We start from the raw sequence: 16,217 nt of genomic DNA on the forward strand, positions 1-16,217 counted from the left end.
CCTACTTGGCCTCCGACCACCGGCGCACGATGCTGGTGTCGGCGACGAAGCGCACCTGCTCGCCGCCCAGCCACCGGCGCGCGGCGTCGGTGAGGGCCCGGTCGACGAGGGCCGCGGCCTGCTCCGCGTGCTCCCGCGGCACGTGGACGAGCAGCTCGTCGTGCAGGCACAGCACGATCCGCCCCTGCAGCGGGCGCACCGCGACCCGCACCGTCGCCGCCCACGCCTTGAAGAGCTCGGCGGCCGAGCCCTGGATGACCGCATTGCGGGCGAATCGCCCTCTGGCTGCGGCGAGCCCGTCGCGAGCCTCCGCGTCGAGCGCGCCGCTCGAGAAGTCCGTGCGCACCAGACGCCCGCCGAAGGTGCGCACCGGCTCACCGCGCCGCCCGCGGTCCTGGGCGCGCTGCAGGTGCGCCATCGCGACGGGGTACTCGCGCTCGAGACCCGCGAGCGCCTCGGCCGCCGGACCCGATCGCTGGCCGTACATCGCGGCGAGCACCGCGATCTTGGCCACCGAGCGCTCCACGCCGAGCCGCTGGGCCACCGGGGCGTAGAGGTCGTCCTCGCGGGTGGCGGCCGCGAAGGCCTCGTCGCGCGAGACGGCTGCGAGCACGCGTGGCTCGACCTGACCGAGGTCGGCCCGCACGAAGACCCAGCCCTCGTCGGCGGCGACCGCCGGCCGCAGCTCGGCCGGGAGGTTGTGAAGCCCCGCCTGGGCGGTCATCCGGCCGGCCGCCCCGTCGCAGGCCGCCCACGCGCCACGCAGCCGGTCGTCGGCGCCGACGTGCTCGCGCAGCCACCGCCAGCCGTAGGTCGTCGCGATCCGCTCGCGCTTGCGCCACTCGAGCAGCGCCGGCACGACCGGGTGGGTGGCCCGGTGCGCCTCGAGGACCCACTTGCGCGTCGACGGCACGTCGACCCCGGCGCGGGCGAGCATCGCCTTGACCTGGGCGGGGTTGCGCAGGTCGACGTGCCCGGTGCCGGGCAGCGCCGCCAGCACCGGCGCATCGCGGGTCGTGCGGGCCGCGAGCTCCTCGTCGAGGCTGTGCGGCTCGTCGCCGGCGGCCTCGGTCACCAGACGGCGGGCGGTCGCCCGGTCGATCGGCAGCCCGTGCTGCTCGAGCTCGACGCAGAGCACGGCGGCGGCGGACTCGGCGTGCGCGGTGGCGAGCGCACGACCACCGCGAGCGGTCATCCCTTCGTGCTGACGGGCGGCGACCTGCCGGGCCGCGTCGGCGAAGGCGGCGCACCGCTCAGGCGTCGTCAGCCACGCCCCGGTCACGGCATCGGCCCGCAGGTGGCCGTCGTCGCGGACGAGCTGCTCGGCCGGCAGCTCGTCGGAGAGCAGGTCGAAGAGGTCGCCGGTCGGTGCGGCCGGCGCGGTTGCAGGGTCGAGGCCGCGGACGGCGGCCCACGCCAGCTCGGGTCCCGCGGCCCAGCCGCCGTGGGCGAGGCGGTGCGCCTCGGCGACGTCCCACGTGCGGTCCAGACGGGCGCCGGCGGTGACGAGCGGGGCGACCGCGGCGGCCGACCAGGTCACCCAGCGGGCGTCGGGGGAGAGGGCGGCGACGAGCGAAGGGAGGTCCCGCGCGAGCACGGGATCGCCGTGCGGGGGGAGCGCCGCACCCACACCGTCGACCCCGACGACGACGGCTCCCGGCTGCTGTCCACCCACGGTGCGTGAGGCTACCCGCGTCCACCGACGGGCCCCCTTCGCCGTGGCAGGATGCCGACATGGGATTCATCTCCGACCGACTCGGCTTCGGCAAGAAGAAGCAGGTGCAGGACACGCGGACCGCCCTCGAGCAGGCGCGTGACCCCAAGAGCCGCCAAGGCCTGTCCGGCTCCTCGCTCAAGCTCGTCGAAAACCTCCTCGACACCGGCATCGACGGTCGCGGCCCCTTCGACTCCGCGGCGCAGGTCGCCGACAAGGCGCTGGCCAAGCACGGCGGCGACGTCGACAAGGCAGTCGACGAGGTCGTCGGCGACACGCTCAAGCTCGCCGGTGCCAACGGCTTCCTCACCAACCTCGGCGGCTTCGCGACCATGGTCGTCGCCCTTCCGGCCAATGTCCTGGGCTTCTACGTCCTGGCGACCCGGATGTCGGCGGCCGTGGCCCGACTGCGCGGCTATGACCTCGCCCAGCCCGAGATCCGCTCCGCCGTCCTGCTCAGCCTCGTGGGTGCCGACGCCCAGGACCTGCTCGCCAAGGCAGGGGTCGTCGCGCCCACCGGCCGGCTCGCCGGCATGGCCGCCCAGCGACTGCCCGGGCCGGCCCTGATGGTGGTCAACAAGGCCGTCGGCTTCCGCATCCTCTCGACCGCCGGCAAGGGCGTCTTCACGCGCTTCGGCAAGGCCGTGCCGGTCGTCGGCGGTGCCGTGGGCGCCGGTATGGACGTGTGGCTGATGCGGCAGATCGGCGCGCACGTGCGCACCGAGTTCCCGGCGGCGAGCGTCGACGTCGGGTAGCCTCCCGCGGGTCCGTGACACTCGCCACAGGGAGCTCTCGTCTCATGTCACTCGCCGAACTCGTCGACTCCGCCAACGGTTTCATCTGGTCGATACCGCTGGTCGGGCTGTGCCTGGTCGCAGGTGTCTACTTCACCGTCCGCACCGGCCTGGTGCAGGTCCTCGGCATCCCGGACATGGTCCGGCAGCTGACCAAGGGCGAGAAGTCGCAGGACGGCACCTCCTCCTTCCAGTCGCTGATGATGTCGCTGGCCAACCGCGTCGGCATGGGCAACATCGGCGGCGTCGCCACCGCCATCGCCTTCGGTGGTCCGGGTGCGGTCTTCTGGATGTGGGCCGTGGCCTTCTTCGGGGCCGCGACCTCCTTCATCGAGTCCACGTTGGGCCAGATCTACAAGGAGAAGGACCCGGACACCGGTGAGTACCGCGGTGGCCCGGCCTACTACTTCGAGAAGGCCTACGCCCACAAGGCCAGGACCCTCTCGCTCGTCTACGCGATCGTCTTCGCCGTCGTCACCGTCTTCGCGATGAGTTTCTTCCTGCCGGGAGTCCAGGCCAACGGCATGTCCTCGGCCATCGAGTCGGCCTGGGGCGTGCCGACGTGGGCCACGGCCATCGGCGTGGTCATCGCCCTGGCCTTCATCGTCATCGGTGGCGTCAAGCGGATCGCTGCCTTCGCCGCGTTCGTCGTGCCGCCGATGGCGATCCTCTACATCCTCTTCGCGCTCGTCGTCTTCTTCGTCAACATCGACCAGGTCGGCCACGTCTTCGGCGAGATCTTCTCCGGAGCCTTCGGCGGACACGCCGTCTACGGCGCGATCATCGGCCAGGCGGTCAAGTGGGGCGTCCAGCGCGGCATCTACTCCAACGAGGCCGGCCAGGGCACGGGCCCGCACCACGCGGCGGCCGCCGAGGTCTCGCACCCGGCCAAGCAGGGCTTCGTGCAGGCCTTCGCGGTCTACATCGACACGCTCTTCGTGTGCACGGCCACGGCCTTCATCATCATCTCGACCGACATGTACACCGTCTTCAAGGGCGAGACCTTCGGCGACGAGACGCTCTACGTCGGTGGGGTCGGCACCGACACCGAGCCGGGGCCGGGCTTCGTCCAGGCGGGCTTCGACACGCTGGCTCCGGGCTGGGGCTCGAGCTTCGTCGCGCTGGCGCTCGTCTTCTTCGCCTTCACGACGATGGTCGCCTACTACTACATGGCGGAGGTCAACCTCGCCTACCTGACCCGCAAGATCCGCAACGGCGTCGTGCGTCGGGGCATGATCCGCGCGCTCCAGGCCCTGATCCTCGTGTCCGTCGCCTACGGCGCGACGACGACCGCCGGCTCCGCGTGGGGGTTGGGTGACATCGGCGTCGGCACGATGGCTTGGCTGAACATCCTCGGGATCCTGCTGCTGCAGGTCCCGGCGCTCAAGGCGCTCAAGGACTACCACGCCCAGAAGAAGCAGGGCATCGACCCGCAGTTCGACCCGCGTGAGCTCGGGATCGAGGGGGCACAGTTCTGGGAGCAGCGGGCCGATGGCCTGGTGACCCAGGGCGCACCCGGCGACCCTGCGGAATCCTCTGCGGACCCGCGTCGTTGATGACGGGTGGGAGCGCCCTCATCCGATGGCGTCCGAGCGTCAGGAGACCCCGATGGTCATGAGTCGACGGGCCCGCAGCGCGGTCCATCTCGCGTCCGCCGTCCGCAGCGCCTCGCGCCCCGGTGGGCCGAGCCTGCTCCAGCGGCTGCGTGCCGTGCCGCGCATGGTGCGTGCGGTGCGGGCCGGCACCTACACCGGCTTGACCTCGACGCGGCTGCTGATGATGCTCGCGGGCGTCGGCTACATCGTCTCGCCGGTCGACGTCGTCCCTGAGGGGCTGCTGCTCGCCTTCGGCCTGCTCGACGACGTCATGGTGATCGGCTGGGTCGCGGCGACCCTGGTCAAGGAGACCGAGGAGTTCATCGCGTGGGAGCAGGGTGTCGCCGCGCACCAGGCGCAGTGGGCCCAGCAACAGGCCTGGAGCCAGCAGCAGGCCTGGAGCTCGACGGTGCGCTCGCACGTCGTCCCCGACTGACCCCAGACCTGCGGGCGCCCACCCGCTCGTCCACAGCCGGCCCGTCCCCTCTGTCGAGGGGGCGGGCCGCTCGGCATGGTCGGGGCATGACACCGACCGCCAGCCCCCGCGACGCCTCCGAGCTCGCCGTCCTCGTGCCCTACCAGCTCGGTTACCACCCGGGTCCATCCCTCGTCCTCGCCGCCTTGCACGGTCGGCGGCTCGGGATGGTCCAGCGCCTCGACCTCGTCGACGACCCCCGGGCCTGCGCCGCCCTCGCCGAGCACAGCATCGCGATCATGGTCCGCGAGCGGGCGCAGGGGGTCGTGGTGCTCGCCTTCGAGGACGACGAAGGGGGCTCCCGCCCCGTCCGCGCGGCCGTCACCTCGGCGGCCCTGGCGGCCGGTCTCGCCGTCCCTGACCACGTCGTCGTGCGCGACGGCCGGTGCTGGGTCCCGGGGTGCGACGACGGGTGCTGCCCGCCGCAGGTGCGCGCGCTCCCGCGGCCCGAGGAGGTGCCGGCGGTCGCCCCCTTCGTCATGGCCGGGGTGCGGCCGCTCGCCAGTCGTGAGGAGCTGGTCGCCACCGTCGTGCCGCCGACGGACGAGACGCGCGCCGAGGGGGTGGCGCAGGTCATCGTGTCGGGCGAGCCCGTGCCGGTCGACGACGACGAGCTCGCCGCGCTGTGGTCCCACGTGCTCGACCCGCGGCGCAGCGCGCGACCGGTCGGTGACCTGCCCGATGCCGAGCTGGCCGTGCTGGGCGGCTCGCTGCTCGACGTCCAGTGGCGCGACGCGTTGATGGCCGTGCTCGCGCCGGGGTTCTTCTCGCTCGACGACGTGCCGCTCGAGGTCGGCTGGCTCGCCCTCGACGCGGCGGCGGAGTGCCCCTGGGTCGACTGCTGGGAGGGCGACGACGAGCTGCCGCAGGCAGGGGATTGGTCGGACGAGCTGCTCGTCGTCCGTGGTCGGCTCGTCGAGCTCGCCCGGCTCCTGCCGCAGCCGCTCACGCCCACGGTGCTCGTCACCGTGGCGCACCTCGCCTGGTGGGCCGGTGACGGCACGATCACCGGCATCTGCCTCGAGCGGGCCCTCGAGATCGACCCCGAGCACCGGCTGGCCGACCTCATGCTCCGTCTGCTGGCCACGGGGGTGCGTCCGTGGGCCCTGCCCCCGGCCGAGGGTCCGCAGCCCGGACGCGACTCGATCGGGCGCGCCTCGTGACGTTAGAGTTGTCGGCAGGTCATGAGTGCCAGCGTCAAGCCCCGGCTTGCTGGCCGGCAACCCTCCTCGCGACGGGGTGCCCCGGGTGATGACCGGGCCGCGTCGAGGCGACGTGGCAAGGCGAGACACTTCGGGAGCACTCCGTGAGCGTGACGACCACACCCCCCGCGAGCACCGCGCTGTGGCGCGACGGCGACCACCCGGGCGAGCGACGCTTCGTCTCGATCGGGCGGCTGGAGCTGGAGTCGGGCGAGTCCCTGCCCGACGTCGTGCTGGCCTACGAGACCTGGGGGCGCCTGCGTCCCGAGCGCGACAACGCCGTGCTCGTCGAGCACGCGCTCACCGGTGACAGCCACGTCGTCGGCGAGGCCGGTCCCGGTCACCCGACGGCCGGCTGGTGGCCGGGTCTCATCGGGCAGGGCGCGCCGCTCGACGACGACTACTTCGTCATCGCGATCAACGTCCTCGGTGGTTGCCAGGGCAGCACCGGGCCGGGCAGTGCCGCGCCCGACGGCCGGCCGTGGGGCAGTCGCTTCCCGCGCCTCACCATCCGTGACCAGGTCGCGGCCGAGGCGCGGCTCGCCGACGTCCTGGGCATCGAGCGCTGGCACACCGTCATCGGCGGGTCGATGGGGGGCATGCGCACGCTCGAGTGGGTCGCGAGCCACCCCGAGCGCGTCGGCACGGCGATCGCCCTGGCGACCGGCGGCTACGCCACCGCGGAGCAGATCGGGTGGAGCCAGGCGCAGATCCTCGCGATCCGCAACGACCCGTGGTTCGCCGGGGGTGACTACTACGACCACCCGCAGGGCCCCGAGGCCGGGCTGGCCATCGCCCGCCGCATCGCCCACATCACCTACCGCAGCGAGCTCGAGCTGCACGAGCGCTTCGACCGACGGGTCCAGGACGAGCCCGCCGGGCCCGAGGGCCGCCCGCGCTACACGGTCGAGAGCTACCTCGACCACCACGGCGGCAAGCTCGCGCGCCGCTTCGACGCCAACTCCTACGCGGTGCTCTCCGAGGCGATGAACTCCCACGACCTCGGCCGGGACCGTGGGGGGATGTCCGCGGCGCTGCAGGACTTCACCGGTCGACTCGTCGTCGCGCCGGTCGACTCCGACCGGCTCTACCCGCCGCGGCTGTCGCACGAGGTCGTCGCGGCACGTCCCGGGACGCAGCTGCGCACGATCTCCTCGGCGGTCGGTCACGACGGTTTCCTCACCGAGGTCGACCAGGTGGCCGAGCTGCTCCGGGACGTGCTGCGCGGCGACTGATCGGGACACGCCGACGACACCGGTGCCGGAGTGAGACAGGTCACGGGGCCGCGGTGTAGCGTCTGGCCCAGGTAGTCCATCAGCCGAGTTGTGACGAGGAGCGAGCGATGACCATCGTCGTGGGGTACGTGTCGACCAAGGAGGGCGAGGCCGCTCTCGAGCGCGCCTTCGAGGAGTGCCGCCTGCGCAACGACAAGCTCGTCGTCATCCACTCCGACCGTGGTGGCGTGGGCCTGAGCGGTGACACCGCCCGCAAGAACGAGGACGATCTCAAGCAGGTGCGTTCCCGCATGGAGGAGGCGGGTGTCGACGGCGAGGTCCGTGGCCTCGTCCGAGGCAAGGAGCCGGCCGAGGACCTCATCGTCGTCGCCGAGGAGACCGACGCCAGCCTGATCATCATCGGCCTGCGTCGTCGCACCCCCGTCGGCAAGCTGATCCTCGGGTCCAATGCTCAGCGTGTGCTGCTCGACGCGCCCTGCGACGTGCTGGCGGTCAAGGCCCGCTGAGACCCTCCGACCGCCCCTGGTGGCGGCACCCGACGGCCACGCGTTTTATAATGGTCACGAGCCCAGCGCACAGCGACCGGGCGAGTCGGGTCAGACGGGGTCACGCCACTCCCTTCGTCCCGGCGGAATCCTCCGTGACGAAAGGTTGTTGGTGACTGCTGTGTCCCCACGGTCCGTCGAGACGCAGGGCTCCCTCCCCAAGGAGTTCTCGCATCCCTCGCTGCAGGAGCTCGTCCTGAAGGGCCGCACGACCGGATCCATCACCAGCGATCAGCTACAGGCCGCGTTCGGCGAGGCCAAGATCAGCCCCAGTCGGGGGCGGGTCGTCCTGCGCGCGCTGGGCGAACAGGGAATCGAGGTTCAGGTGCCAGAGTCCACTCCGGCGAAGAAGACGGCCAAGAAGACCCCCGCCAAGAAGGCGGCGAGCAAGACCGCGGCGAAGAAGACGGCCACGAAGAAGGCCGCCGCCCCCGCGAAGAAGGCTGCCCCGGCGAAGAAGACCGCGGCGAAGAAGGCCGCCTCCACCGCCACGGCAGCCGCGGCCGCCGCCCCGGTGAAGCAGGCCGCACCCGCCAAGCAGGCCGCCGCGAAGAAGGCTGCCGCGAAGAAGGCCGCGGCCAACCCGACGACCACCACGGCCGAGGAGCCGGCACCCGGTGAGGACGAGGTCCTCGGCGAGGAGCCGGAGGCCAAGGCCAAGCCCGAGACGGAGCAGGACGAGAAGTCCGGCTTCACGATCAGCAACGACGACGAGGACGACGCTCCCGCGCAGCAGGTCGTGACGGCCGGCGCCACCGCCGACCCGGTCAAGGACTACCTCAAGCAGATCGGCAAGGTCGCCCTCCTCAACGCCGAGCAGGAGGTCGAGCTGGCCAAGCGCATCGAGGCCGGCCTCTTCGCCGAGGAGAAGCTCGCCTCCGGCGAGAAGATCGAGATGAAGTTCAAGCGCGAGTTGTGGTGGATCGCCCAGGACGGCAAGAACGCCAAGAACCACCTGCTCGAGGCCAACCTGCGTCTCGTCGTCTCGCTCGCCAAGCGCTACACCGGCCGCGGCATGCTCTTCCTCGACCTGATCCAGGAGGGCAACCTCGGTCTGATCCGTGCGGTCGAGAAGTTCGACTACACCAAGGGCTACAAGTTCTCGACCTACGCGACGTGGTGGATCCGTCAGGCCATCACCCGCGCCATGGCCGACCAGGCCCGCACCATCCGCATCCCGGTGCACATGGTCGAGGTCATCAACAAGCTCGCCCGTGTGCAGCGTCAGATGCTCCAGGACCTGGGTCGTGAGCCCACCCCGGAGGAGCTGGCCAAGGAGCTCGACATGACCCCCGAAAAGGTCGTCGAGGTCCAGAAGTACGGCCGCGAGCCGATCTCGCTGCACACCCCGCTCGGCGAGGACGGCGACTCCGAGTTCGGTGACCTCATCGAGGACTCCGAGGCGGTCGTGCCGGCCGACGCGGTGAGCTTCACGCTCCTGCAGGAGCAGCTGCACTCGGTCCTCGACACGCTCAGCGAGCGCGAGGCCGGCGTGGTCTCGATGCGCTTCGGCCTGACCGACGGTCAGCCCAAGACGCTCGACGAGATCGGCAAGGTCTACGGCGTGACGCGTGAGCGCATCCGTCAGATCGAGTCCAAGACGATGAGCAAGCTGCGTCACCCGAGCCGCTCGCAGGTTCTGCGCGACTACCTCGACTGATCCTCTCGGCGACCTCCGGGGCGAAGGGGAGTCAGCGGCGACGGGGCAGGCGGCGCAGGAGCGAGCGGCCAAACGCGCGCCACGCGTCGACGCCGTCCTGGGGCCACAGCACCGAGCGGACCTGTCGCGAGCGCTGCCGGCCGGAGCGGACCTCGTCGACGACCCCGCCGACCTCGTGGGAGATGTCGGGCAGGTCGGCTCCGGGCGGGGCGTAGCGGGCGCGCTCGAGGGTGGCGACGACGTGGTCGAGCTGCTCCTGCGGCTCGCCCTCGAGGTGCAGGCGCCGGCTGAGCCAGGCGCCGGTCTGCCGCGGGGTCGCGCCGACCGGTGGGCGCAGCCCGAGGTCGTCGAGCTGGGTGATCAGCTCGTGCCACTCGCGCTCGACCCGCTCGGCGTCGTCGACGGCCGAGCGGCGGGAGCGGCGACGGGCCACGAGCGCCGACAGCGGCATGATCGCCAGCACGGCGGCGATGCCGAGCAGCCAGAGCAGCGCGGTGACCCAGGCGGGGCGACCCTCGTCGGGCGCGGTCGCGGCCTCTGGGACCGCGACGTCCTCCTGCTGGTCGTCGGGGCGGGTCGAGGAGCTCGTCGTCTCGTCGGACGAGGTCGAGGTGTCGGTGCCGGCGCTCGCGTCGGAGGTGTCGATCGTGTAGCCGGGCGTCGACGCAGCACGTGAGCCGGGCGTCGGCTCGAAGCGCGTCCAGCCCACCCCCTCGAAGTACAGCTCGGGCCAGGCGTGGGCGTCGCTGACCCGCACGACGCGCTCGTCGCCACTGGTCAGGCGGCCGGGGAGGAAGCCGACGGCGACGCGGGCGGGGATCCCGCGCGCCCGGGCCATGAGCGTCATGGTCACGGCGAACTGCTGGCAGTAGCCGGTCTTGTGGTCGAGGAAGGCGACGATCGGGTCGCGCCCCTGCGACGAGGGCAGGTCGAGGCTGTAGGTGAACTCGCTGCCGCGCAGGTACTCCTGGATGGCCTGGGCGCTGCGCAGGGGAGTGGCGTCGTGCGGGACGACCTCGTCGACGAGGTCTCCGATCTCCTGCGCCGACCCGGGGTCGAGGGTGAGGTAGGAGTCGCTCTGGGCGAGCGGGTCGATGGGTTCGCCGGTCGGCTGGTCGAAGTCCTCTTCCTCGGGGGCGAGCTCGGTGTAGGTCGCCGAGTAGGTCCCGGGAGTGCGCTGGACCGCGGCCGTGCCGTCGTCGCCGAGGGCCCAGGCGATGCCGCCCGTGTCGACCGAGCTGACGAGCGAAGGGAGCGGCAGCTGCGGGGCTGCGACGCCGTTGGACTCGACGACCATCGTGCGTCGTTCACCGACGACGTTGCCGGGGATTCGCAGGGTCGGGTCCGGGGCGGAGAAGCCCTCGACGGGCTCGGGGGCGTCGGAGCGCATGCGGCCCAGGCCGTCGGAGAAGTCCTCGACGACCGCCACCCTCAGGGGCCCCGGCGCGGGGGAGCTCGACGTGTAGGTGAGCACCGGGGCCTCGCTGGGCGACTCGAGGCTGCGGCGCAGGTCGAGGGCCGTGGCCAGGCGCACGCCGGACCCGGTCGTCGCTCCGCCCTGGCTGCGCCCCAGCCCGTCGAGGACGTAGCGGGTCGGCAGGTGGGGGACGAAGGTGGCCGCGGCGACGGCGGCGACCAGGGCGAAGGCCCCGAGTCGCGCGGCCTGCCAGCGGTGCGAGCGCCCCGCGCTGTCCTCGCCGTCGCCGCGCCCCATGCGGGGGACCGAGGTGGCCCAGCCGTGCAGGTCGACGTCGGACTGGTGCACGACCATCGCGAGCCACAGCCCGGCGCCGGCGAGGAACCACGCCCAGTGCATCGAGCCACCGGAGTTGGCCGCCGAGACGAGGAAGAGCGAGAGCAGCGGCAGGCCGGCGACCGACGGCGATGCTGCAGTGGCGCTGGCCATGTCGACGGCCAGGGCGACGACGACGATGATCGCGACGAGCATGACGGTGATGCCGGGCGTCGCCGGCGCGGGGGCCGCGTAGCGGGTGATCGTGTCCTGGGCCTGCTCGAAGTGGTCGAGCAGCGCGGTGAGCGTCTCGGGTGTGGGGACGACGCCGAAGACCGTCGTCTCGCCGAGCTGGGTGACGAGCAGGTAGAGGCCGGCCGCGGCGGCCTGCCCGAGGACGACCAACCCTGCGTGGGTGGTGAGCGAGCGCAGGAGCATGCCGGTGCCGGCGACGACGGCGACGCCGATGACCGAAGGGAGGGCCCAGGGGGCCTCGTCGAAGAGCCGGCCGAGGGGGAGGGCGACGACGATCGTCGCCAGGCCGGCGAGGAGGCCGGCGATCACCCGGGGCTCGTGTCGCATCATGCGCGCACCCCCAGACCCACGGTGAGTCGGGCCCACAGCTCGGGGAGCTGGGCGCCGGGGCGGACGACCTCGGTGCGCCAGCCGCCGAGGGCCAGCCGGTGGGCGGTCTCGTCGGCGGGCCCGGTGCCCCGGGTGCCGGAGGAGAAGCCGCCGCGGTCGACGACCAGACCCAGCCCGTGGCGGGCGCGTGTGGCGCAGAGATCGACGATGTCGTCGTCGAGCTCGCCGAGGACGCCGACGACGAGGCCCCCGCCGTGCTGCATGAAGTCGTCGAGGGCCTCGAGGAGCCCGCGCGCCGAGGTGGTCTCGGCTGGCTGGACCGCGGCGAGCTCGTCGAGCGCGTGGTCGACGTCGACGAGCGGCTCGACCGCGCCGCCCTCGTCGGCGGACCGGCACAGGTGCACCTCGAAGCGCTCGCCGAGGAGCAGCGTGGTGATCGACGCCGCCGCCGTCACCGACCACTCGAAGGACCCGCCGCCCCCGGTGCCGGCGTGGACGCCGGCGCGGTCGTCGAGCAGGACCAGGGCACGCCGTCGGGAAGGCTGCTCGTCCTGCCGCACCATCGTCTCGCCGGTGCGGGCCGTCGAGCGCCAGTGGATGCGGCGCAGGTCGTCGCCGATGCGGTACTCGCGCACGCCGACGTCGTCCTCACCCTGCAGGGCGACCCGCGAGGCGACCGAGGTCTCGCCGCCTCCGCCGGCCGGCACGCCGCGCACGGGGGTGAGTGGCAGCACCCGCGGCAGGACGACGAGCGAGGTCTCGCCGGGCACCGGGACCGCACGGGTCGCCAGGCCGAAGGGGTCGGTGACCCGCACCGAGAGCGGGCCGATCGTGTGGTGGCCCCGCACGTGGGAGCGCACCCGGTAGGTCAGCTGGCGGGTCTCGCCGCCGTCGAGGCGCGGCACGAGCAGGTGTGGTCGGTCGCCGAGGGCATAGGCCAGCGCCTCCTCGCCCCGCAGGAGGGGGGTGGGCAGCCGGCCGGAGTTGTGCACCCGGACGGTGACGTCGGCGTGGCCGTCGGTGGGCACGCGGGAGGGGGCGACCTCACGGGTGACGGCGAGGTCGAGCTCGCGGCGGGAGAGCAGCAGCGCCAGGGCCGGCAGCACGACGAGCAGCGCGCCGACCTTGGTCAGGTCGTGCAGGCCGAGGGTCAGGCCGGTGAGGGCCACGAGCACCCCGGCCGCGACGAAGAGCCGCCCGCGACCGGTCATGGTCGAGCACTCACCGGGCGGCGGGGACGCGCGTGTGCCGCACGATCTCGCTGACGATGTCGACCGGGTCGCGCCGGGCCAGCTGCGCCTCGCTGCTCAGCAGCAGTCGGTGGGCGAGGACGACCGGGGCGATGGTCTGGATGTCGTCGGGGAGCACGTGGTCGCGTCCGTGCAGCGCCGCGTGCGCCCGGCCGGCGCGCAGCAGGTGCAGCGTCGCCCGGGGCGAGGCGCCCAGGCGCACGAGCGAACTCGTGCGGGTCGCGGTGGCGATGTCGACGGCGTACTGGCGCACCGCCGTGGAGGCGTGGACCGTGCGCACCGCGGCGATGAGCCGGGCGATGCCTGCCGCGTCGGCGACCGGCCGCAGGCTCTCCAGCGGCGAGCTCGCGCCGTGGTGGTCGAGCATGGCCACCTCGGCGGCGGCGGTCGGGTAGCCCATGGACAGCCGCGCCATGAAGCGGTCGCGCTGGGCCTCGGGGAGGGGGTAGGTGCCCTCCATCTCCACGGGGTTCTGGGTCGCCATGATGATGAAGGGCCGGGGCAGCTCGTAGGTCCGCCCGTCGACGGTGACCTGGGCCTCCTCCATGCACTCCAGCAGGGCCGACTGGGCCTTGGGCGAGGCGCGGTTGATCTCGTCACCGATGACGACGTTGGCGAAGACGGCCCCGGGGCGGAACTCGAACTCGTGCTGGTCCTGGTTGTAGATGCTCACACCGGTGATGTCGCTCGGCAGCAGGTCGGGGGTGAACTGCACCCGACGCACCGAGGCGTCGATGCTGCGGGCGAGCGCCTTGGCGAGCATCGTCTTGCCGACGCCGGGCACGTCCTCGACGAGGATGTGCCCCTCCGCGAGCAGGACCGTGATGGCGGTGCGCACGACATCGGGCTTGCCCTCGATGACGGCATTCATCGTGTCGGCGAGCGCCCGGCCGACGGACACGACGTACTCGAGGTCCGCGTGTGCCGCCACCTCGGGGGCGCCTTCCCTGCTGAGGGTCACCACGTCTCCGTCCCGGGGCCGCGCCGGTGGCGTCCCCACTTCGCTCCGATGTGCTCCCGACCCTACGTCGCGCGCGGCGTCCGGCCCTAGGAATCGGGGCCACGAGACACAGGCACCGTCGGTCTTGGCCCTGGGGGACCCCCCTTCGTGCCGTCGGTGCGGTGAATCCGCCCCACTTTGCACCACCCTTGATTTATCAGGGAAAAGTCAGCAAAGAAGTCGCCGAAATGTGCCAGACGGGGTGTGATCTGGAGCAGAGGTGGAGTAAAGTGGGGGATCAAGGAAGCGCAGGGAGCCCTCGGGTCGAGACGAAGGGGAGGTGGTCGCCGTGTTCCTCGGTACCCACACCCCACGCCTCGACGACAAGGGCCGCCTCTTCCTCCCCGCGAAGTTCCGCGACAAGCTCGCCGGCGGCCTGGTCATGACCCGTGGTCAGGAGCGCTGCCTCTACGTCTTCCCCATGGACGAGTTCGTCAAGATCACCCAGCGCTTCCAGGAGGCCCCCACCTCGAGCAAGGCCGCTCGCGACTACATGCGCGTCTTCCTCTCCGGCGCGAGCGACGAGATCCCCGACAAGCAGGGCCGGGTCACCGTGCCCGCGGCGCTGCGCCAGTACGCCGGCCTCGACCGCGAGTGCACCGTCATCGGCACCGGCTCGCGGGTCGAGGTCTGGGACACCGCCGCGTGGGAGGAGTACCTGGCCAGCACCGAGCAGGCCTTCGCCGACCAGTCCGAGGAGGTGATCCCCGGACTCATGTGATGCAGCTGCCGCCCGGCCTCCAGCCGTGACGGCCCCGACCCGACTTCCCCCGGGCCGGAACGTCCCGGATGGGGACCAGGCGGCAGCAGCGAGCAGGACCCGGAGATCACCACCACCACCCACCACCGACGAGCACGAAGGGAGCACCGTGGAGCACGACGAGGACCGTGACCTCACGACCGACACCGGCCGCGACGCGGCCTCCCGCCACGTGCCCGTCATGCTCGACGAGGTCCTCGACCTGCTCGCCCCGGCGCTCTCCACGGAGGGCGCCGTCCACGTGGACGGCACGCTCGGCATGGGCGGCCACGCCGAGGCGGTCCTCGAGGCGGACCCGCAGGTGCGCCTCGTCGGCATCGACCGCGACCCGCAGGCGCTGGCCCTCGCGGGGGAGCGGCTGGCCCGCTTCGGCGAGCGCGTCACCCTCGTGCACGCCGTCAACGACGAGATCGGCGAGGTCCTCGACGACCTCGACCTCGAGAGCGTCACCTCGGCCTTCTTCGACCTCGGGGTCTCGTCGCTGCAGCTCGACGAGACCGAGCGCGGCTTCGCCTACGCCCACGACGCGCCGCTCGACATGCGGATGGACCCCACGACCGGGGTCACCGCCGCCGAGGTGCTCAACACCTACGACGCCCGCGACCTGACCCGGGTGCTGTCGGAGTACGGCGAGGAGCGCTTCGCCCGCAAGATCGCCGGCGCGATCGTCCGCGAGCGAGAGGTCACCCCCTTCGAGCGCTCCGGCCGACTCGTCGAGCTGCTGCGCGCCACGATCCCGATGGCCTCCCAGCGCGGCGGTGGCCACCCGGCCAAGCGCACCTTCCAGGCGCTGCGGATCGAGGTCAACGAGGAGCTCGCCGGCTGGGCCCGCGCGCTGCCCGTCGCCCTCGACCGGCTGTCGGTGGGCGGCCGGATCGCGGTGCTGTCCTTCCATTCGCTCGAGGACCGCATCACCAAGCGGGCCCTGGCCGCCGGCGCCGCCTCGACCACCCCGCCCGACCTGCCCGTCGAGCTGCCGGAGCACGCACCCGAGCTGCGCCTGCTCACCCGCGGGGCGCTCACCCCGAGCGCCCGCGAGCTCGAGACCAACTCCCGATCCGCCTCGGTGCGCCTGCGCGGCGCCGAGCGCATCCGACCGCCCCGTCACCAGGAAGGCCCCCACCGATGAGCCAGTCGTCCGTCGCCACGACCGTCGCCCGTCGCGCCCCCGCCCGAGGCACCCGGGCCTCGCTCGAGGTCGTCACCCCCACCGATCGGGCCGGGTCCGCGTGGTTCCCGGTACTGTGCTTCGCCCTGCTCGTCGCCGGGCTCGGCGCCGTCCTGGGGCTCAACACCTCGATGGCCCAGGACTCCTTCGAGGTGACGGCCCTCGAGGCCCGCTCCGCGTCGCTCGCCGACAAGGAGGACTCGCTGTCCCAGACGATCAACGACCGGGCCGCGCCGCAGCGCCTGGCGACCGAGGCCGACGCGCTCGGCATGGTCCCGGCCGGCAGCGCCGCCTTCATCGACGTCGACAAGGGCAGCATCCTCGGCGTGGCGTCGGTCGCCAAGAAGCCCGACGGATTTACCGTGGGAGCGGCCGCCACGGCGACGGCGGACCAGTCCTCGACCAGCTCCTCACCGTCCTCGAAGTCCACGTCGGAGCCCTCCTCGAAGGCCGCCAAGAAGAAGACCCCCACCGCCCGCCCGAGCAACTGACAGGAGAGGCC

14 protein-coding genes and 1 riboswitch are annotated in these 16,217 nt (G+C 72.6%); of the genes, 10 read left to right on the forward strand and 4 right to left on the reverse strand.

All coding sequences use genetic code 11. The features are described 5' to 3' along the window. Position 1: 1 nt before the first annotated feature. Positions 2-1,675 carry a DNA polymerase gene (locus H7A72_RS05695; protein WP_185221917.1) on the reverse strand — a complete coding sequence of 558 codons (1,674 nt, stop codon included), beginning with the start codon at positions 1,673-1,675 and terminating at the stop codon, positions 2-4. A 59-nt stretch (positions 1,676-1,734) separates the two neighbouring features. Between H7A72_RS05695 and H7A72_RS05700 the strand changes: the two genes are divergently transcribed. From H7A72_RS05700 to H7A72_RS05730, 7 genes are all read left to right on the forward strand, one after another. Next, positions 1,735-2,469, forward strand: coding sequence for a hypothetical protein (locus H7A72_RS05700; protein WP_185221918.1), 735 nt, complete (start codon positions 1,735-1,737; stop codon positions 2,467-2,469). Positions 2,470-2,513: 44 nt separating this feature from the next. Further along, entirely contained in the window at positions 2,514-4,064 is a 1,551-nt protein-coding gene (locus tag H7A72_RS05705; RefSeq protein ID WP_185221919.1) for a sodium:alanine symporter family protein, read from the forward strand. A gap of 25 nt (positions 4,065-4,089) precedes the next feature. Beyond that, positions 4,090-4,539 (forward strand): YkvA family protein, encoded by a 450-nt coding sequence (locus tag H7A72_RS05710; RefSeq protein ID WP_223277793.1) that lies wholly within the window; start codon positions 4,090-4,092, stop codon positions 4,537-4,539. Positions 4,540-4,625: 86 nt separating this feature from the next. After that, complete coding sequence (locus H7A72_RS05715; protein WP_185221920.1) at positions 4,626-5,741, forward strand: DUF4192 domain-containing protein; 1,116 nt, start codon at positions 4,626-4,628, stop codon at positions 5,739-5,741. 17 nt (positions 5,742-5,758) lie between these two features. After that, positions 5,759-5,868, forward strand: a riboswitch (SAM riboswitch). 16 nt (positions 5,869-5,884) lie between these two features. Beyond that, entirely contained in the window at positions 5,885-7,015 is a 1,131-nt protein-coding gene (locus H7A72_RS05720) for a homoserine O-acetyltransferase (protein WP_084450680.1), read from the forward strand. Between the two features lie 107 nt (positions 7,016-7,122). Next, a complete protein-coding gene (locus H7A72_RS05725) occupies positions 7,123-7,521 on the forward strand; it encodes a universal stress protein (protein WP_072624267.1) in 399 nt (132 codons plus the stop codon). A gap of 160 nt (positions 7,522-7,681) precedes the next feature. Continuing rightward, positions 7,682-9,220 carry an RNA polymerase sigma factor gene (locus H7A72_RS05730; protein ID WP_072624268.1) on the forward strand — a complete coding sequence of 513 codons (1,539 nt, stop codon included), beginning with the start codon at positions 7,682-7,684 and terminating at the stop codon, positions 9,218-9,220. A 31-nt stretch (positions 9,221-9,251) separates the two neighbouring features. On the opposite strand, the gene H7A72_RS05735 is transcribed toward H7A72_RS05730, so the two are convergent. Genes H7A72_RS05735 through H7A72_RS05745 form a run of 3 tightly spaced genes read right to left on the reverse strand, consistent with a single transcriptional unit; the run spans position 9,252 to position 13,748 of the window. After that, the gene (locus tag H7A72_RS05735; protein ID WP_185221921.1) at positions 9,252-11,537 is read right to left on the reverse strand and encodes a DUF3488 and transglutaminase-like domain-containing protein; all 2,286 of its coding nucleotides are present in this window, start codon (positions 11,535-11,537) and stop codon (positions 9,252-9,254) included. Then, positions 11,534-12,748, reverse strand: a complete 1,215-nt coding sequence (locus H7A72_RS05740) for a DUF58 domain-containing protein (protein WP_084450674.1) — start codon at positions 12,746-12,748, stop codon at positions 11,534-11,536. Before H7A72_RS05740 ends, H7A72_RS05735 begins: the two co-directional genes overlap by 4 nt. Before the next feature lie 10 nt (positions 12,749-12,758). Next, the gene (locus H7A72_RS05745; protein ID WP_223277794.1) at positions 12,759-13,748 is read right to left on the reverse strand and encodes a MoxR family ATPase; all 990 of its coding nucleotides are present in this window, start codon (positions 13,746-13,748) and stop codon (positions 12,759-12,761) included. A gap of 328 nt (positions 13,749-14,076) precedes the next feature. On the opposite strand from H7A72_RS05745, the gene mraZ reads away from it, so the two are divergent. The 3 genes from mraZ to H7A72_RS05760 all read left to right on the forward strand — a co-directional run bounded on the left by mraZ (position 14,077) and on the right by H7A72_RS05760 (position 16,206). Then, positions 14,077-14,508 (forward strand): division/cell wall cluster transcriptional repressor MraZ, encoded by a 432-nt coding sequence (gene mraZ / locus H7A72_RS05750; protein WP_072626159.1) that lies wholly within the window; start codon positions 14,077-14,079, stop codon positions 14,506-14,508. 148 nt (positions 14,509-14,656) lie between these two features. After that, complete coding sequence (gene rsmH / locus H7A72_RS05755; RefSeq protein ID WP_185221922.1) at positions 14,657-15,676, forward strand: 16S rRNA (cytosine(1402)-N(4))-methyltransferase RsmH; 1,020 nt, start codon at positions 14,657-14,659, stop codon at positions 15,674-15,676. Further along, complete coding sequence (locus tag H7A72_RS05760) at positions 15,673-16,206, forward strand: hypothetical protein (protein ID WP_084450670.1); 534 nt, start codon at positions 15,673-15,675, stop codon at positions 16,204-16,206. The genes rsmH and H7A72_RS05760 overlap by 4 nt, the downstream gene beginning before the upstream one ends. Positions 16,207-16,217 lie beyond the last annotated feature (11 nt).

It is taken from the genome of Janibacter sp. YB324 (genome assembly GCF_014217915.1).
In the GTDB taxonomy this organism is placed as follows: Bacteria; Actinomycetota; Actinomycetes; order Actinomycetales; family Dermatophilaceae; genus Janibacter; species Janibacter indicus.